Genomic DNA, 19,003 nt, shown 5'->3' on the forward strand with positions numbered 1-19,003 from the left:
TCCTCGCCGGTCCGCACCGCGTCGGTCACATCCAGAGCGAACGGCGACTCGCCCCCTTCGTGTCCGCCGACAACCGCGCCGTTGAGCCACACCTCCGCCAGGTAGTGCACCGCGCCGAAGCGCAGCAACAGCCGATGGTCCCCATCCGCCTTCAATTGCGTTCGGAACTCATGCCAGTACCAGCTCACCCCGTGATGGTCCGGAAAAACCTGCTGAACAACACCCGGCACCGGGGCATCCTGCGCCTCCGGCCGGGGAGACTGGAACCAAGCCTGCGAACGGCCTCGATTATCCGGATCCGGCAGTAGTTTCCACAAGCCTGTCAGTTCCTGGAGCATCGTTGAACTCCTCTTCGCTTACTTCTCCGCGGGAAGGAAGCTCTTCGTGTTCCTGTTCTTGTCACTCCGGCCAGTGCGGCCGGTGTTTGGCCAGGGTCGAGTGGATGCGGTACCTAATCCTCGCGTCTTCCGCCTGCGACAGGGCCTTCTCGATCATGGCCACTCGTTGCTGATCCCGCCAATTGACCGGCGCATCTGTGTTCCACGACTCGCGCAGTCCTTCTTCGAGGAGCGTCCAGTAGGCGATCATCGGCTCATAGGCCCTGCCGTAGTAACGGCGGCAGTAGTCCGCGATGATCTGGTCGGTTGTCAGATCCGGATTCCAGGACAGTCGGCCGAAGGCGTACATGTTGAGCGGACACCAGTCCGCGTCCCAGAGGTCGGACGACAGTCCCGCCACGCCAAGCCGCCGGAAAAACCCGATGTCCTCCCGCATCATCGACACGATCGACCAGAACTTCACCATCTTCCAGGCTTCGTGCCAGTCGCTCATCGTGTAATACTCGTAAATGTAGAAATGCTTCGAGAGCTTCTGCCAGGCGGGGATCTGCGACCGCAGGTTGCGGTCCAGGTCCTGAGGCGAAGTCTCCAGCGGGCGCATCGTTCGCTGCGCGGGGCGGGGAAACAGGCAGAGACCGACCAGGACGTTGTCCGCGAGCCGTTCCGCCCCGGCCGGGCAGTCCGTCACGTGCGAATAAGCCAGGAAGTTCACCAGAACCTCCGGGTGCTTCCGGGCCACCAGCGACGCCACCTGATTGGCAAAGTGAATATACGTCTTCGTATAGGCGGCTCGAGCCTCGTCGTCGTCGGCGCCCGGTTCCACCGGAGTGCACTTGGGACAGTGACAGAACCCGCCGCCGTCGTTGTGCCAGAGATCGACCACGTCCGCCTCCGGGTTCTCATCGAGCCATTTGTTCATGTTCTCGGCCATCAGTGGCGCCACGTCCGGGTGGGACAGGCAGACATAACCGCCCGTCCAGTAATCCGGATGATCCTTCGCGTACAGATCGGGCGCAAGCCACGTATTGAAGGTATGACCGCCCACCTCCAGATGCAGCCCTCGCTTCACCACCTCGGGAACCAGGACGTCCCGCAACCGGTCCCGCTCCCAGATGTGCGGTCCGTTGGCGCCCGGATGGACCCAGTTGAATCGATTCTTCGCCATCCAGTCGATCCGCGGCAGAACGCACTTCCGGATGTAATCGGGACCGTACGCCTGGGTCACCGCGCAATCGGCGTCAGGATCGACAAAGTGTACGATCTTGCGCATCGAGAAAGCCGGCGGCCCGATGGCATCGTGAAACTGAGGTATGCGGATCGTCGCCTGCCTCGGAACGGTGTCATCCCCGGGCACGCACCATCCGCAACCCAGATACTCCTCCAGGAAATGATAGACCGCATACAATGTCGCCCGCGGCGAATTGCCCGCCAGCACGATCCACCGCCCGGACGTGCCCATCACGTAGCCGTCGTCTCCGCGGTCTTTCAGGTCCGACCGCAGCGTGTACGCCTCCTCGGGCGGCGTGCCGTCCGGTCCCACGCAGATCGTCAGGTCGGCTGAAGCGCCGGTCAACACCGGCAACTGCGCCCCGCTGATCTGCGCCAGGTATTTCTGCAACTCCTCCGCGGCGAATGTCACCGGCAGCGTCGCATCGGCCGCAATGACGATCCGGTAACGGCTCTGCCCGTCTTCCACCAGACTGATCTCGTCCGAATCCCGCCGTTCGCCGCCATCGTGGGCGTCGTGCGCCGATGCGCACAGCAGGCCAAAGCCGCAGACCGCGGCGGAAAGAGCGCCAATGCAGTTCCGGACTCTGCCAAGCAAGAGGAGAAACGAGGCCCGCCTGAACCACTGTTCGGTTTGTCCGTGGCTCCCAGGATCGATCGCCCGCATTCCGGAACCCTCCAATCGTCGCATGTCATGTCTCCACATAGCCAATCCTCTTCAGCGTCGCCTCGAAATCCTCCGGCAGCGGGGCGGCTGGCCCTTTGGCGAAGGTCGCTGCGTGGTTGATCATGTTCAGCAGCAGCCGGTCGGCGGCGGGATGTTGGTCGATGTTCTCCAGGACGTTAAACGTATTGACGATGAACCGGCCTTTGCCGAAGGGGTATTCGGCCATCATGACGCCCGAGCCGTATCCGGTCGCGTTGCAGTATCCCACGGCAAAGGCCGCTGCGATGACGTCGGCGGCGCCGTCTTTTTTCTCGAACAGGGTGCGGGAGATGACCGGGCCGTAGTAGTCCCAGTCCATAATGCCCTTTTCCGGCAGGCCGGCGAAGACCGGGTGGTCCTTGGCAACGCATTCCTTGTGATAGAGCCAGTCGTCGAAGTCGGAGAATTCCGCTTTTTGTTCCAGGGGCAGCCATACGGCGCCGTTCGCCTTGTGGGTTCGGGCATCGACGTGGAAGACCATGTTTCCCTTTTCGTCGAAGAGTCGGATGCGGCTGACGGAAGCGGCGTTGACGTGGTTCACAAATTTAATCGTTATCTTTCCCTTCGCGGGGCGGACGGTGAAGTCGCGGAAGACGGCCAGCATGGGTTTCCCGATTTCTTTGACGATGTCGAATTTCTCCAGGACCATTCTGCCGTTGATGTACACGTCGAAGACCCGCATTCCGGGTTGGGTGCAGAAGTCCCAGCCTTCGCACATGCCGAGTTCGAGACGGTAGGTGCGGTTCGGGAGGCCGGACAGCGTCATGGTGAACCGGCCGTAGAACTCGGCGTTGAAGCTGGCGTGTTCTTCCGGGGCGACGTTGGCGGCAGCGAAATCGCGAAGGGAGTAGCCCACGACCGCGGCGGGATTGTCGCTGACGACGTCGAAATCGCCGAGGTTGCTCGCGGGGGCCCGGCGGAAGGAATCGGGGGAGGTAAAGACAACCGTGCTGCCGCGGGCCATGCGCTCGGCAAGCTGCCGCCAGGCGGCGGCGTCCTTACGAATGTTGGCTTGGGCTCCCACGAGGATCACTTCGCGGCGAGAAGAGGCTTTACCCGTAAACGGCTTGCAGCGGACGCCACGGGCAGTCAGCCATTTTTCAATTCGCTTGTCCATACCAAACAGAGTGACGGTAGAATCAACTTTCGGGAAACACTTTTGGTCTGTGACATAGAATTTCAGTCGGCCGCCGGCCGGGGCACCATTGCGGTCCATCGAGGCGGCGAATTCATACTCGCCGGCAGGCACGTTCAGTTTTATCTCGCCGCAGTAGACACTGACGGCCAGCGGACCGTTTTGGCCTTTGGCCGGAGCGGGAATGTGGGCCGTCACTTTCTTTTCCCAGACGATTCCCGGCTTGCCGGCGATTCGGAGGGTGACCGGGTAGTCGCTGGGTTTCAGAACATCCTCGTTGGCCAGGACCGCCTCGATCTTAAACTTCCGGCCGGCGTAGACGTGCGAGGGTTCCACGAAGAGGCACCATCGCAGAGGCGCCCAGCCGTCGTTGAGGGCGTCGACGATACCGGGTTTGAGCTCGCGCCAGAAGGTCCAGGTCCCCTCGCCGCCGACAGGACTGTCGAGCATACTGGTGAGGCTGAAGCCGCAATAATTCGGATTGGAGCGGATCACATCAAAGCCCACCAGACGCTGGCGGCAGTGGCGCCGCTGGCTATCTCGCAGCAGGTCTTCCGGAAAGGGATAGACGCCGTCCATGCCGAAGCATTTCCAGTCGGCCAGAAGGTTCTGTTCCATCTTGCGGAACGCCGCGGCAAAACCCGGATCGGGCGACATACCGGCTTGTTCGTAGTTGCGGACCTCGCGGATGGCGTTACACATACTGCCGATGCCGTACTCGGAGAGGAAGATCGGTTTGGAATCTCTGCCGACCGTTCGCATGGTTGCATTGACCTCGGGCGACTGAGGGACCTTCGGGTACATGTGAACATCCCCGGCGCCCTTGTTATAACCCGGGATGGCCGGATCGGATTCCAGGGTGATGCCTTCCGTTCCCTCAAGGCCCCAGACGCATTCCCATTGGTCGCTGCCGGGATTTGAGGCAGACCCGACCATCGGATCATGGGCAAATCGGCCGCAGTTGAGCAGGACCAGCCGGGTGTTGTCCAGGGACCGGATCATCGGGAGTACTTGTTTGGCATGACGATACGTCGGGCCATCGGGCATTTCGTTCAAGAGGCCCCAGATCGTCACGCAGGGGTGGTTGCGGTCGCGGAGGATCATTTCCCGCAGGGACAGATCGTACCGCTCGGCCATGTGCGGGGAGTCGGCCAGGTTCCAGGCGGCCAGGGGCTCTTCGTAGATCATCAGCCCGAGTTCGTCGCACAGGTCCAGTTGTTCCGTCAGCGCGGCGCCGGATATAAAGCGAACGGTATTAAACCCGCAGGCCTTGGCAAGGATCATATCGCGCCGGGGAAATGACGGGGTGGGTTCCGGGGTCGGTCCGCCGGAGGGGAACCAGGCGGCGGTGTGCATCGAGCGGAGGAAGATGCGTTTTCCGTTCAGGTGGAAATAGCCGTCGATGACGCGGAAATCCCGGAAGCCGCAGCGGACGGATTTTTCGTGCCGGAGCGTGGCTCCTTTATTATTGTCCGCTTCCAGATCAACCCTTACGCCATACAAGTGCGGCGTTTCCGGGCTCCAGAGGCGAGGTTCAGAGATCGTCAGGGTAAATTGATGGGTTGAATGGCCTTTGGGAAACTCAGCCTTGATGTCCTCGGAATCGGCAGTTTCCCCGGTCATCGCCGGTCCGGCTGATCCGGAGACTACTCCGCGGAACGCGGTCTCGGTGTCGTTGACCACGCGGACGGTCACATCGATATCGCCGGTGGCAACGTCCGGCTGGACGAAGACATCGTCGATCCGGACGGCCGGCACACAGAGCAGTTCCACCGGCAAAAGAAGTCCGCCGTAGCCCCTTCCGGCGCCGCTGGGTATTTCGCACAGCCGCAGTCCGTCGACCGGAGTATTCGAGGGATGTACGACACGGACGGCGAGGAGGTTTTCCTCCCCGGAACGAATCGCTCGTGTGACGTCCAGGTTGAAGGACACATCGCCGCCCTCATGTCCGCCCACGAGCGTACCGTTCAACCAGACTTCGGCCAGGTACTGGACCGCGCCGAAGCGCAGGAGACAGCGATCGTTCCTTCCCGGCTTCATGTTCGGCCGAAACTTGTGCCAGTACCAGGAGACCCCGTGATGATCTGGGAAGACCTGCTGGACGACGCCGGGCACCGGGGCATCCTGGGCCTCCGCCCGAATCTGCTCGAACCAGCGCTCTTCCCGCCCGACGTTCGCCGCGTCGGTCGCCAGCTTCCACGTTCCCGATAGAGTCTGCATGCGTCAGGTCCTTTCGCACGTTGCGTCACGAATGTCCGCCAACCCGCACATCCACCTGTGCGTCAACACGAGATCGGGTACCTTCCGGCTTTCTGCACTTCGTCGCACATCGCCAGAACGTTCTCCGGCGGCACGTCCGGCTGGATGCAGTGCACGGCTGCGACGACGTAGCCGCCGCCGGGCGCCAGGTCGCGGATGCGCCGCCGGACCTCCGCGCGAACGTCGTCCGTTGTGCCGCGCGGCAGCGCCCAACGGGTGTCGATCGCCCCGCAAAAGGCCAGACGGTCGCCGAATTCCCGCTTCAGACGGGCTGTGTCGGCCATGTCTCCAGCCGCCACCTGCACCGGGTTAAGCAGTTCCACACCCGCATCGACGAAATCACACAACAGACGATAAACGTCGCCGCAGGAATGAAAAAACAGCTTGCCGGATATCCGCTGCTTGATCGCGCCGAACAGCTCAGCGTGATGCGGTTTGAGGAACCGGCGGTAGCTCTCCGGCGAGATCATCGGACCGGACGTCATGCCCAGATCGTCGCCGGTGACGATCACGTCAACGTACCGACCGACGTCCTTGAGGAGCTGCTCGACGTAGCCCATCATCAGCTTCTTGAGCTTGGTGATCAACGCGGTGAAAAACTCGGGATCGGCGGCGAGGTCCATCAAAATCGCGTCGAGCCCGCGCATGAGGTAGGCCTGCTCGAACAGCGTGATTCCGGGGACCAGCACCGTCGCATAGCCGGCGCTCTGGATGGCTTTGGCCTCCTCGACGAGATGATCGAACCGGCCCGGCGGAGTCAGATTCGGCCACGGATATTCATCGAGATCGTCAATGGTCACGTGGGCCAGCGGCGGATCGGTGGCCTCAAAGTACAGACTGCCCGGCGATCTGGTCCAGCGGATTCCCCAGTCGTCGACAACGCAGTCAGAGGAGATCGCCTTCCGCAGACTCGACTCGGCCGGACCGGGAACAAGCGGCCGGGCGTCGCCGCCGAGACGCACGAGCACCTCCTCGTCCATCGCAACGTACTGCATCGTCCTGGAGATCCATTTCGGCGGACCGCCCTGGATGCCCAGATGGGCCTTGAGCTTCTCGTAGCCGGGGGCCAGCATGGTCGTCGCCCCAGACGGGCCGATGAACAGCGGCACGCGGTCCGGCTCCTGGTGGTTCAGCGCGGTCAAAACGCGTTCTCGCGGCGTCATGGAACCTCCTTTGGTCTTTCCAGTAGGTTCGGTGTTTCCCGCTGTCACTTCCGCCGGTATTTGACCAGAACCGATCGGCCGGGATGCTCGATCCACACCGGCAGCTCGATCAGAACGTTGCCCGGCACGACCTCACTCCGCGAAAGGGCATAATCCTCGTACCATTCCACCGTGTACGCCGCCCGCGGATCGATCCGGCGAAGCGACGTGGTCCTGGCCGCATAGGGGGATTCCACACGCCGGAAGAAGACCGCGAACCCGGCTTCCAGATCGTCGCGGTGATATTGGTAGGCGCACCAGTCCTCCTCGCTGATCGTCACTGCGGCCAGCAGGTAAAAGTCGCCCAGAAAAAACGGCCGCAATGACTTGAGTTCCTCAATCGCCGCCCTCGCCGGTTCGCGCGGAAAGCTCTCGTGCCGCACGTCGTCGTAGATCACGATGCCGGCCTGGCCCGCGCTGCGGAAGTGATACGGATCGGCGTCCCAGACTCCGCCCGAGTGCAGAGGCGCCCACAGGCTCAGGCCCGCCGTCTGCACCTGATCGGTCAAAGCGATCCCTTCGCGAAGGCTCTGATCGAAGACGACCGGATCGGGGCTGTCGCTTCGCCACAGGTGCAAGGCCCGACGGCAGGTCTCCACGTCGATCCGCCTCCCGCCCGAGGCGCAGTTGTCGATCCACAGCCGCGGATGACGGGCGCGGAGCTCATCCCAAAACGCATAGAGTCCCTCGATGTGGCGGATCTCAGCCATGCCCTGGCGCTCCGGCTCATCCTTGACCCGCCAGAACGGCAGCGGGTCGTCGTTGAAATCCTGGCGGTAGATATCCACGTCGTACTCGTCGATCCGCCCGGAGACCACGTCGGTGATGTACCGCCGGGCGTCTTCGTTGCCCAGGTCAAACAGCTTGCACTCGCGCCCGAGGTCGATGAGCCATTCCGGATGCTCGCGGTCGATCTGCGTGTCGCGACCGACCCGCTCCGGCTCGAACCAGAGGATAAAGTCCATCTCCCGCGCGTGGGCGGCGTCCGCCAGGGGCTTGAGGCCATTTGGAAAATCCTTCGGCCGAGGAAACCAGTTGCCCACGCCGTAGGGGAAGTTGCCGGGAAACCAGTACGCGTCAAGCCAGTAGGCCTCAATCCCCAGCTCAGCGGCTGGGGGGATCGACCGCAGCATGGTCCGCTCGTTGCCCGCCGCCCAGCCGCCCTCGTAGAGGTGCAGACCGCCGGTCGTGCCGTGGGCCACCGGCGGCAGGATCGGCCCGCCGTCGCGATGCGGCGTGAAGTGCTCCAGCATGACCCGGCGAAGGGCGTTCTGGCCGTCGAGCCAGTCCTCGCCCTGCCACGGGATCAGCAAAACCCCCGGCGTGCGGATCGTCTCGCCGGGCCGCAGCCGCAAATGCATCTGCGCCATCCCCGCCGTCAGAACCAAACCCTCCGACGTCCGCCGAAACGTCGCCCGCCACTGACCGGTCCAACCGACCGCCACGATCAGACCGCCCGATTCGCCCGCAACGTTGAAAAACGGCAGAACCCCGTTCGATGAACGTCCGCCAACCGGTTCGAACGCCAACTCCCGATCAGGCTCCAGCGGCGTCACCAGGGGCAGAAAATCGCTGACCGAATTGACGCTGCCGTTGGCGTGGTGAAGCACCAGCGGACCGGACGGCATAGCCACCATCACGTCCAGCGGTAGCACACGCTCCAAAAGCGGGCTGTCCTGAGACGATTCGTTGGCAACCTGGAGCCAGTAATAGATCGCATCGCTATGGCCTAGCCGCTCGGCCACGACGGTGACCCGCAGTCCCGTCCGCGGATCGAACCAGCCCGCGGGCTCCGCCGAATGCTCCCAGCGGTCGAAATCCACCGCTTCGCCATCGAGTCGCATCGAAAACGGCCGACCGCGAACCAACGTCGCTTCGCTCGGATTCCGGCCCAAACCCCAGCCGCGCAAAAGGCTGTCCATCATTCCGCTCCCGTTGGATGCGTTGCCGCCGGTTCCTGCCGATCGCCGATCTCGGCGGCTGACGGTTCAGTCCCGCCCAGGGCCAACATCAGAATGCCCGCCGTGATGACCACGACTCCGACGTATTGAACGGTGGTGATGTTGGTCCGGTACACGATGGCCAGGGCCAGGCTCGCCAGCAGAAACATGCCGCCGAAGCTGATCCCGTAGACGACGTTCGCGTTGACCGTCTTGTACAGGAACATGATGATCAGAATGCTGGTCGCCCCGAAGGCGTGGCCGCCGAAAAATCCCAGCCACCATCGCCCTTCCGGCAAACTCCCCCACTTGAACAGGAGCTGGGCCACCACCTGCATCGCCCAGAACAACACCATCCACAGCCATCCCGTCGCCGTCATCGCGCCGACCTCCAAAAAGCTCCGCAGACTGTACCACGTGCTTTTCGAATGTCAATGACTTGCGAATCGTGCAACACCGCGTACGAAAAGGGGCGTTCGGCCCTTCGCTGCGCCCGCAGCGGTCATTCGCCGCCGATCGCTTCCCTGATCCGCCGGTAGAACTTCTCGATCGCCTCGGGGATCACGCGGATGTTGTCCAAAACGGGCATGAAGTTGGTGTCGCCCGGCCAGCGCGGCACCACGTGCAAATGGAGGTGGCCGGGCAATCCCGCTCCGGCGCACCGGCCGAGGTTGATCCCGACGTTGAAACCCTCCGCGTGAAAAACCTCGCCCAGCACCCGCTTGATCCGCCGGGTCATCGTCATGATCTCCAGCAGCGTCGCGTCGTCGAGGTCGTCCAGGTCGCCCGTGTGGGCGTAAGGGGCGATCAGCGTGTGGCCACTGGTGTAAGGAAAGCGGTTAAGAATGGCAAAGCACGTCTCGCCGCGAAGGAGGGTAAACGTCGCAGCGTCCTGGTCCGGGTTGTCGCGGGCGCGACACAGGAAGCACCCGTCGCCGCTCTCGTCGATGAGTTGGTCGATGTACTCCATCCGCCAAGGGGCCCAGATGTTTCGGCTGAATTCCGGCATCGCGTGCTATCCGTTTCCTTTCAGGTGTCTCAGAACCACGTCGCGCATGACCGCCACCGGGACCTCAGCGCACGGCGAGCCGGCGGCTTGGGTCCATAGTCGTATCTGCTCGACCGCCTGATAGACCAGCATGCTCGCCCCATCGACGGCCTTGGCCCCGCCCTGCTGGGCGGCGGTCAGAAGTTTCGTCCACAGCGGATTGTAGACGGTATCGAACACAACCATCTCCGGACGCAGCGCCAAAGGGTCGATCGGCGATTCATCGCTCCTGGGCCACATGCCGATGCTCGTCCCGTTAATCAGAACCTCCGCCCGCAACTGCTCGCGGCGGTCCCACAACTCGGCGCGACAGTCGAACTCATCCGCCAGGCTCTGGGCCTTCTCTGCCGTGCGGTTAAAAACCGTCACTTCCGCCCCGCTCGAAGTCATCGCCGCCACGATCGCCCGCGATACGCCGCCCGCCCCCAGCACCGCAACCCGTTTCCCAGCCAAGGATTGGCTGCCTAACCCCCCCTCCAACTCCAGCGCCGCCAATACGCCCAGATAGTCGGTGTTGTAACCGGCGGCTGAGCCATCGAGGTGAAACACCAGGGTGTTGACCGCCCCGATCTTCTCAGCCAGCGGGTCGATCCGCCCGCCGTGTTCCTGCAAATAGCGGATGGCGTTGGCCTTATGGGGAATGGTGACGCTAAGTCCGATAATATCGAGGTTCTCGGTGTCACGAACCAGGTCCACGAACCGCGCAAACGCCTCATACTCAGCGGAAACACAGAAACGCAGGTACAATCCGTCGAATCCCATCGCCCGGTAGGCGGCATTGTGCATCGGCGGCGAAAGCGAATGCTCAACCGGGTGGCCCACCACGCCAAGAACCTTCGTATCGTTGCCGATCCGGTCCCAGTTGTACGTCTCGCGCATCTGGGCCACCGTGAGTTGGCCCGGGGCCGAGGCCGCCGCCGCCTCGATGCTGGCGAAGGTGATCTCGCCGCCGAGTTTCTTGGCCAGGATGCGGCTGATCTGCCCGTGCGGACCCATCGCCAAACCGATCACCGGCTTGCGGCATTCGCGCATCACCTTGAAAACGCGGAAGTTATCGAAAACATCGCGGGCGGTGACGGCGAACTTGACCACATCCCCCTCGCGTTCCATCCGCTCGGCCGTCTGCTCCAGGTCGTCCGGCACGCCGGCAAAGTCGTGGTACGAAAGGACTAGCCTGACGTCCCGGCCGCCGGCGCGAACCTCAGCCAGTGCCTCCGTGAGCTTCCAGCGAAGCTCCGGATCGGCCGACCAGCGGCGGTATTCCATATCTATACAGTCACCGCCGGCGCGGAGGGCGTCGATAAGCTCCTTCACCCGGGCCGCCTCCGGCTTCTCGCACGCTCCGCCCTCAGAGACGTGCCGATTGGTCCAGATCACCGGCATCCCAGCCGCCGCCAGAACCCCGGCGTAATCCACCGGCTCGGTCAGGTAGTCCAGGCGAACCTCAATCGCCTCCGCCCCAAGCCCGCGGGCGCGCTCGATCTGTTCGAAGAGCTGCGAAGCGGTCTTGGCCGTTGTCGGGGCGGTCAGTTTCGTCACACAATACTCCCGCTCAGTCGCGTTCACCCGGCAAGTCGGCTATGGCTCGCTGCGCTGCCGCTTGCCGCCGTTGGCCCGCTGGAGGCAGCGGTTGATCGCCGCCAGGTAGGCGCGGGCGGAGGCCTCGATGATGTCGGTGCTGACTCCGCGTCCGCGGACCTTCTCGCCGTCAGACTCGATCTCCAGCGAGACCTCGCCCTGGGCGTCCTTGCCCACCGTGATGGCCCGGATCTGATAGTCGGTCAGTCGCACCGAGACGTCGCAAATCCGCTGAATGGCCGAGTAGACCGCGTCGACCGGACCGTCGCCGGTCGCGGCGTCCTGGACGATCGTTCCATCAGCCTTCTTCATCCGCACGGTGGCGGTCGGAACCACGCCGGTGCCCGCGGTGGTCTGGAGCAGTTCCAGTTCCCAGACGGCTGGAGCCCGGCTGGCCAGTTCCTCAGCAATCGTGTCGAGGTCCTCGTCGAAGATCTCCTTCTTCTTGTCGGCCAGATTCTTGAACACCTCGAAGGCCCGGTCGAGCTGCTCGTCGCTCAGGCGATGGCCGAGCTGTTCGAGCCGGTCGCGCAGGGCGTGGCGGCCCGAGTGCTTGCCGAGCACCAGCGTGCTGGCGGGAATGCCGACGTCTTCGGGCTTCATGATCTCGTAGGTGTCCGCGTGGGCGAGCATGCCGTGCTGGTGAATGCCCGATTCGTGGGCGAAGGCGTTCTCGCCGACGATCGCCTTGTTCCGCTGGACCGGAATACCGGTGAGGCTCGAGACCAGCCGCGAGGTCGGGTAGATCCGCTGCGTGTTGATGTTCGTGCCGACCCCGAAATGGTCGGCCCGGGTCCGCAGGGCCATGACGACCTCCTCGAGCGAGCAGTTGCCCGCCCGTTCGCCCAAACCGTTGACCGTGCATTCGACCTGCCGGGCCCCAGCCCGCACGGCGGCCAGCGAGTTGGCCACCGCCAGACCCAGGTCGTTGTGGCAGTGCACCGAGATGATCGCCTTCTCGATGTTGGGCACCTTCTCCTTGAGCATGCGGATGATGCCCTCGAAATGGGCGGGCACCGCGTAGCCGACGGTGTCGGGAATGTTGACCGTCGAGGCCCCGGCGTCAATGACCGCGGCGACCACCTCAGCCAGGAATACCGGATCGGTCCGCGACGCGTCCTCCGGGCTGAACTCCACGTCGTCGATCATCTCGCGGGCCATCTTCACGTGCTCGACCGACATCTTGAGGATCTCTTCGCGGGCCCGCTTGAGCTTGTATTTCATGTGGATCTCACTGGTCGCGCAGAACACGTGGACCCGCTTCCGGGCCGCGTGCTTGACCGCTTCGCAGGCCGTCCGCACGTCCTTTTCGATCGACCGGGCGAGGCCCGCGACCGTGCACTTCTTGACCAGTTCGGCGATGGCCTGGACCGCTTCGAAGTCGCCGGGCGAGGCGATGGGGAACCCCGCCTCGATGATATCGACGTTCAGCAGCTCGAGGGCCCGTGCGATCTCCAGCTTTTCGGAGGTGTTCAGCGACGCCCCGGGCGACTGTTCGCCGTCGCGCAGGGTCGTGTCGAAGATCCGGATCACGTCCTGTTGGTTTCCAGCGTTCATGTGTCTATCCTCCAAAGCCTCGCACGGGGCATCGGCCCCGGCTTGTCGTTTCCGTGGCGGCCGCGGGCTAGGGCCCGGCCGGCTCGCTGCGGCCAAACAAAAAGCCCCACGATTTTACTCGCAGGGCTGTCAGGGTTTAAGCGAATTTCGACCGACCAGCCCTACGATGGGCGCAAAAGCAGCAGGCTGCCAAGCAGTCGCAGCAGGGCGTCGGTCAACTTCTCGTGCATTTCGCTTCGCATCGGGATATCATTACCAGTAGACACTTTTATTATCGACCGAAGTGGACATGTTGTCAACTGGTTTTTTTCACACCCGCGAGCCCAGCCGGACAGAAAGCCTTCAGGCACCATGAGCGCCAACGAAAGCGGCAACGGCATGTTGCCGGAAATGACGACCACCCCCGCACCGTCCCCTGTCAACCGTCAGACCGGCCCGAAGACCATGGTGCGGGCGCTGCGGAACCGCAATTACCGGCTGTTCTTCTTCGGACAGGGGGCCTCCCTGGTGGGCACGTGGATGCAGCGGGTCGCCCTGGCGTGGCTGGTGTACGGGTTGACGGACTCCGAGTGGATGCTGGGCGTGGTGGGATTTGCCGGGATGATCTGCACGTTTCTGCTGGCCCCGGTGGCGGGCGTGCTGGCCGACCGGGTGAACCGGCGGGGCCTGATCGTGGGCACCCAGGCTCTGGCGATGACCCAGGCGTTCCTCCTGGCCGGCCTGACCCTCAGCGGCGGGATCGCCGTCTGGCAGATTATTGCCCTCTCAGCGGTCCTGGGGCTGATCAACGCCTTCGACATTCCGACCCGTCAGTCGTTCGTGGTCGACATGCTGGAAAGCCGCGACGATCTGCCCAACGCGATCGCCCTCAACTCATTCCTGGTCAACGGCGCGAAGCTGGCGGGCCCGGCGCTGGGCGGCGCGCTGGTCGCGGTGGCCGGCGAAGGGCTGTGTTTTCTGCTGAACGGCCTGACGTTCCTGGCCGTGATCGCCGCCCTGCTGGCGATGCGCCTGCAACCCTCGGCGATCGCCCGAACCGACGGCAACCTGCTGACGCATTTCCGCGAAGGGCTGGGCTACGCGATGGGGTTCGGGCCGATCCGGCTGGTGCTGGGCCTGCTGGCCGTAATCAGCCTGCTGGGCATGTCGGTCAACGTGCTGATGCCGGTCTTCGCCCGCGACATCCTGGCCGGCGGACCGGAGACCCTGGGCTGGCTGACCGCCGCCACCGGGATCGGCGCGATCGCAGCGGCCCTGTTTCTGGTGTCGCGACGGAGCGTGGTGGGCATGGGCCGGCGCATGGCGGTGGCCTGCGCACTGATGGGCCTGTGCCTGATCGCATTCGCGTTCTCGCAGCAGTTGTGGATCTCCCTGGCCCTGCTGGCCGGGGCTGGGTTCGGCACCATGATCCAACTCGTCTCCGCCAACACGACGCTGCAGACGATCGTCGACGACGACAAGCGCGGACGGGTGATGAGCCTCTATACCATGTGTTTCATGGGCATGGGTCCGTTCGGCAGTCTGCTGATGGGCGCGCTGGCCCGATGGTGGGGCGCGCCGACCGCCATGATGATCAGCGGAGCCGGCTGCATCCTCGCCGCGCTCGCCTTCGCCAGCCGGCTGCCCGTCTTCGATCGCCAGGTGCGTCCGGTATACGTCCGCAAGGGCGCGCTGGCCGATGTCAAACCCGCAACGGCGCCATAGGCCGATCAGGAAGGGACAACCACCAGCGTTTTGATCTCGAACGGCCGGAAGACCAGGCGCAGGCGGTTGCCCGAGAGGTGGAGCAGCTTGGGCCGTTCGAGCAGGGCGTCGGTTTCCTCGACCGCAGCGACGGCGAAGTCCAGGGCGAGCGTCGCCTCGGCCGCCGTCCGGCCCGCCGATTCGTAGAGCCGCACGACCAGGCGTCCGCCCTTCGAGTATATCGCCGAGCAGACTACCGACGGACTCTCGAGTGCCAGCAGCGACGGCGAAGGCAACCCGCACTCGACCGGCTTCGGCGGGATGCGCAACCGGTCGCGATCGGGCGCGCGTGCCGTATCGAAGACATACGGCGGGTGGACGAACTCCGCGGCACGTCGGGCAAGTTGGAGATCCGCCAGTTGCTTCTCACCCGCGAAGGGGATGATCGCGTAGTCGAAAGCATGCTCCTGGCCGACCTCGTGGGCCTCTTCCGACTCGGCCCGCGTATGGAAGCTCACCGAGCGCATCAGCGAAAGCATCAGCACGCCGTCGGTCACGTTGTTGCCCGGCAGCCCGCGATTCAGCAGGGTAAGACCTTTCTCGCCATCGAAGTAGGCCATGTAGTTCTGAGCGGCGAATTCGCCCTCCGGACGCTGGAAGCATCCGAACGGAATCTCGTGGACGATCCGGCCGTCGCGGATGTCGGTAAAGAAACCGGCCCGCAGGCGATACCAGCGCCCGGAGACGTGGCGGGTCTCAAGGTGGAAATCGATCCGCGGGTCGTCGGCGTGGAAGGTGACGGTCTGTCGCCACTCGATGCGGATCGCCTCATTGGAGAACTCGCGGAACTTCGGAAAATGGCGTTGGATCGCCCCTCGCACGCCGACGACCAGGCAGTCGCCGCCGATGTCCTCAATCGTGAATTCGGCCTGCGGACCGTGGCGATTGTCGATCGCGTCGAGACAAATCCGTCTGCCGTTGGGGCTCAGCGAATGCGGTTCGGTCGGATACGGGTCGTAAAGCAGGTCCTGGGCCGTCGAATAGGGACCGCCGTCAGACAAGGGTCCGTGATAGTACTCCCACAGGTCGCCGCGATCGGTCTGATAGCACAGGGCGTTGAACGCCGGACGCGACGGGTCCACGTACTCGAGGCCGGTGGCCTTTTCGAGCAGTCCGACGATCACCCCGCCGCGGCCGAAGCGGACGGTGTGGAGCGGCGTCTCAACGAGCAGGCCGCGTCCGCCGCCGTCCTCGACGTGGCGGATCGTGAAACTGTCGCTTGAATCCGGCACGCTCCTCGGCTGAACGGGCACTTGTTGGGCTCGGATTTCGCGGACGGCCAGGGTGGACACGCCACAGGCGGGCAGGTCGACCTTGACGATCAGCCGATCATCGCAGCGGCGCGAGGCGAGCGTTCGACCGGTCGAGTCGGTGACAGTCGCTTCGATGACGAGCCGATCGACGGGCAGTTCCAGTACGCCTGACCGCGGCCAGGGCAGCGGATTGAACGCGGCAACGCCACGGCCTCCGTCGGCATCGGCCACGGCAATCCGCAGCCGGTCCTCGATCAGATTCTTGCAGATCATCCGCACCCGCCCGACGCGCTCCAAGGCGTGGCTGTACGCCTCGTCCGTAATCGTGCCCCAGATGATGTCGTGAAACTGGTTGATGAACGTCAGCTTCCACGCCCGAAGAAGCCCCTCATGGTCGACGGGCACACTCCAGGCACGCTCGGCCAAAGCGCAAGCCGCCTCAGCCGTCAGCAACAGACTCTCGCACTCGCGGTTGCCCTGCTTGACCAGGATGCGCGAGCTGTAGCACCCGGTGCGATCGGGATTCCACTCGCAGGACACGGCCGGCGCGGACGAGAAATCAACGGCATCCAGAGCCCGGGCGTAGGTGGAATAAACGATTTGGGTGTCATTCCCGCGGTTCCATTCCTCCACGGACGCAATACCCCGCTCGTAGGGAAACTGAAAGTCGCCACCGTGGGACAGCAGGGCGTGACCGGACTGCGTGTGCCGCTCGATCCGCTGCAGCAGATCCGCCAGCACCTTCTGGTCCTCACGTCCGCCTGTGAGCTGATACCACCCGCCGTAACCGTAGACGGCAAGCCACCAGGTCGGCAGTTCCGTGCCGTCGATGCCCCGCCAGCGGATCTCGCACTTGCGGTTCACGTCGTCGATCGCCTGCTCAAAAGCGAAGTAGTCGTAACCGGCAATCCGCGCGATCTGAGGCATCGAGGCTGGGTGGCCCGTGCAGTCGCCCATATCGAGCACCCGCGGCGTCAGACCCAGCACCCGCCGCGTCCAGTCCTTTCCCACCACGAGCTGCCGTAAGATCGATTCGCCCGACGACATGTTGATGTCCGCCATCGCGTACATGCCAGCCGTCACTTCGAAGCGCCCCTGCCGGGCAAACTCACGGAAGTCTTCCAGCCGCGAAGGGTACTCCTGGAAGAACCGTTCGAGCAGGCTCACCTGCTCCACGCGAAAAGTATAGTTGGGATAGGCTTTCAGCAGCCGGTGGGCCTCCAGCAGATTCTCGAAGCAGATCTCGAAATAAGGCCCGTCGGCCAGCAGGTACTCGATGTCGTAATGGAAGCTGGGGACCAGATGCACGGTTCGCCGGGATGCGGACATCGCCGATACTCCTGATCTTCGATTGACACGCGGTTCGGCGCAGGATAGCCTTGGGGCCGCTTGTCTGCAACGTCATTCGCATAGTACGGCATTCGACAGGAATCAGCCATGCCACCAGCCGGTCAGTGGATCACCCGCGGGTTCGAGCAGTTTCGCCAGGGCACGTTCGCCGACGCCGGCCGCAACCTCTACGTCTCCAGGGCCGGCGTGCTTCAGCGGATTCACCAGTATGACCTCGACCGCGACGGTTACCTGGACCTGATGCTGTGCAACAGCCAGGACCATTGCGAACAGGCCCCGGCCTACGTCTACACCGCGCCGCTGGGGCAGTCGGCGCCGATCGCGCTGCCCGCCGACGGGGCCCGCGGCGGCATCGTCGCCGACCTCAACGGCGACGGCTGCGACGAACTGGTGCTGGCGAACTTCTACGGCGGAATGGCCGCGGAGGTCAACGCCGCGATCTACTATGGCGGACCGGGCGGATGGAGCGAACGCCGCACGCAGCAACTGCCCGCGCCGCAGAGCCAGTCCGCAGCGGCCGGAGATTTCAACGGCGACGGCCGGAGCGATCTGGCCTTCATCACACAGGGCAAGGTCCGCCTGTTCTACCAGTCCGCGTTGGGATTCGAGCCTCACCGCTACGTGGACACGGCGATCGAAGGCGGCGAGATCGGAGCCGGCGACCTGGACGGCGACGGCTTCGCCGAACTGATCGTCCGCGAAAAAAACGGGCGGATGAAAATCTTCTGGGGCGGCCCGGACGGGATCGATCCGGGCCGGTTCGTGGAAATCCCGGTTCCTCCCGATCCGCCGGTTCCCGCCAACCAGATCGATCCGGAGATGGTCAAGTACGAGGAATACGTCGAGGACGCCTCGCCGCTGGTCAAGACGCTGGACCTGCCCAGCGGCAAGCACGTCTTTGTCGCCCGCAGCGAAACGGTGCACCTGGTGGCGGTGCGGCCGGACCGGGCCTTCCGTCCGGTCATCTCGTTTGACTGCCGGCGCGCCTTGTCCGTGACCGCGGGCGATTTCGACGGTGACGGACGGCTCGATCTGGCGTTTGCGTGCCGCGAACCCGGCGAAAGCGGTGAACGCTCGTGGGTCTTCTGGGGCGAAGCGGACGGCTGGAACGACCAGCGGCGAACCGCGCTAAAGAGCCTTCGCGCGTGCGACGCAGCCGCCGGCGATCTGGACGGCGCCGGACGTGACCAACTGGTGCTCTGCCAGTGCAACGACGGTGAGCGGTTCACCACCGAGAGTCTCGTCTACCGAACCGATCGCCATCGGCAATTCGCCGAACCGCGGACGCTGACCTCGCACGATGCCCGCCGCGTGTTCGTGGCCAAACCCGATCCGGACGGCCGGCCCGCGGTCGTCCTGGTCAATCACTTCTCGCGAAATGTCCTCGGCAATACGCCGATCTCGATCTTCGCCGGCGGGCCGGACGGCTTCGATCCCAAACGGGTCCGGCAGTTGCCCGGATGGGGTGCGGTGGAGGCGGTCTGCTGCGACCTGAACGACGACGGCCGGGCCGACCTGATCGTCGCCAACTGCTCCGAAAACTCCGTCCACCGCGATCCGGGCTCGTACATCTATTACCAGGGGCCCGAGGGCTTCGGGTCCGAACCGTCGGTCAAGCTGCGAACCGCCCGAGCCCACGGCGTGGCCTGCGCGGACCTCGATCGCGA

At 64.1% G+C, this 19,003-nt stretch carries 12 protein-coding genes; 2 read left to right on the plus strand and 10 right to left on the minus strand.

From position 1 onward, the window contains the following. The 9 genes from GXY33_07850 to GXY33_07890 form a co-directional block, all read right to left on the minus strand. On the minus strand, window positions 1-338 hold a 338-nt coding region (locus GXY33_07850), incomplete at its 3' end, for a beta-galactosidase (protein NLX05041.1). A 61-nt stretch (window positions 339-399) separates the two neighbouring features. Then, entirely contained in the window at window positions 400-2,256 is a 1,857-nt protein-coding gene (locus tag GXY33_07855; protein ID NLX05042.1) for a DUF4838 domain-containing protein, read from the minus strand. Between the two features lies 1 nt (window position 2,257). Further along, entirely contained in the window at window positions 2,258-5,626 is a 3,369-nt protein-coding gene (locus GXY33_07860; protein NLX05043.1) for a hypothetical protein, read from the minus strand. Between the two features lie 62 nt (window positions 5,627-5,688). Beyond that, entirely contained in the window at window positions 5,689-6,828 is a 1,140-nt protein-coding gene (locus tag GXY33_07865) for a hypothetical protein (GenBank protein NLX05044.1), read from the minus strand. A gap of 44 nt (window positions 6,829-6,872) precedes the next feature. Then, a complete protein-coding gene (locus GXY33_07870; protein ID NLX05045.1) occupies window positions 6,873-8,789 on the minus strand; it encodes an alpha-galactosidase in 1,917 nt (638 codons plus the stop codon). Next, window positions 8,789-9,187, minus strand: coding sequence for a hypothetical protein (locus GXY33_07875; protein ID NLX05046.1), 399 nt, complete (start codon window positions 9,185-9,187; stop codon window positions 8,789-8,791). The genes GXY33_07870 and GXY33_07875 overlap by 1 nt, the downstream gene beginning before the upstream one ends. Window positions 9,188-9,309: 122 nt before the next feature. Beyond that, window positions 9,310-9,816, minus strand: coding sequence for an HIT domain-containing protein (locus tag GXY33_07880; GenBank protein ID NLX05047.1), 507 nt, complete (start codon window positions 9,814-9,816; stop codon window positions 9,310-9,312). A 6-nt stretch (window positions 9,817-9,822) separates the two neighbouring features. Beyond that, the gene (aroE, locus tag GXY33_07885) at window positions 9,823-11,394 is read right to left on the minus strand and encodes a shikimate dehydrogenase (GenBank protein ID NLX05048.1); all 1,572 of its coding nucleotides are present in this window, start codon (window positions 11,392-11,394) and stop codon (window positions 9,823-9,825) included. 39 nt (window positions 11,395-11,433) lie between these two features. Further along, on the minus strand, window positions 11,434-12,990 hold the full coding sequence (locus GXY33_07890) for a 2-isopropylmalate synthase (GenBank protein NLX05049.1): 1,557 nt from the start codon (window positions 12,988-12,990) through the stop codon (window positions 11,434-11,436). A gap of 390 nt (window positions 12,991-13,380) precedes the next feature. Between GXY33_07890 and GXY33_07895 the strand changes: the two genes are divergently transcribed. Then, complete coding sequence (locus GXY33_07895; GenBank protein NLX05050.1) at window positions 13,381-14,694, plus strand: MFS transporter; 1,314 nt, start codon at window positions 13,381-13,383, stop codon at window positions 14,692-14,694. A 5-nt stretch (window positions 14,695-14,699) separates the two neighbouring features. Here the strand turns inward: GXY33_07895 and GXY33_07900 are convergent, their stop codons facing one another. After that, complete coding sequence (locus tag GXY33_07900; GenBank protein ID NLX05051.1) at window positions 14,700-17,315, minus strand: hypothetical protein; 2,616 nt, start codon at window positions 17,313-17,315, stop codon at window positions 14,700-14,702. 108 nt (window positions 17,316-17,423) lie between these two features. Here GXY33_07900 and GXY33_07905 point away from each other — a divergent pair. Then, window positions 17,424-19,003, plus strand: a 1,580-nt coding sequence (locus GXY33_07905) for a VCBS repeat-containing protein (GenBank protein NLX05052.1), incomplete at its 3' end; no start/stop codon positions are given.

The sequence above is a fragment of the Phycisphaerae bacterium genome, from assembly GCA_012729815.1.
Lineage (GTDB): Bacteria > Planctomycetota > Phycisphaerae > JAAYCJ01 > JAAYCJ01 > JAAYCJ01.

Bases quoted from the DNA above. Each gene is read 5' to 3' on its own strand.
- GXY33_07860 (NLX05043.1), bottom strand. From the start codon at position 5,626: ATGCAGACTCTATCGGGAACGTGGAAGCTGGCGACCGACGCGGCGAAC.
- GXY33_07865 (NLX05044.1), bottom strand. From the start codon at position 6,828: ATGACGCCGCGAGAACGCGTTTTGACCGCGCTGAACCACCAGGAGCCG.
- GXY33_07870 (NLX05045.1), bottom strand. From the start codon at position 8,789: ATGGACAGCCTTTTGCGCGGCTGGGGTTTGGGCCGGAATCCGAGCGAA.
- GXY33_07855 (NLX05042.1), bottom strand. From the start codon at position 2,256: ATGCGACGATTGGAGGGTTCCGGAATGCGGGCGATCGATCCTGGGAGC.
- GXY33_07880 (NLX05047.1), bottom strand. From the start codon at position 9,816: ATGCCGGAATTCAGCCGAAACATCTGGGCCCCTTGGCGGATGGAGTAC.
- GXY33_07875 (NLX05046.1), bottom strand. From the start codon at position 9,187: ATGACGGCGACGGGATGGCTGTGGATGGTGTTGTTCTGGGCGATGCAG.
- GXY33_07895 (NLX05050.1), top strand. From the start codon at position 13,381: ATGACGACCACCCCCGCACCGTCCCCTGTCAACCGTCAGACCGGCCCG.
- GXY33_07890 (NLX05049.1), bottom strand. From the start codon at position 12,990: ATGAACGCTGGAAACCAACAGGACGTGATCCGGATCTTCGACACGACC.
- GXY33_07900 (NLX05051.1), bottom strand. From the start codon at position 17,315: ATGTCCGCATCCCGGCGAACCGTGCATCTGGTCCCCAGCTTCCATTAC.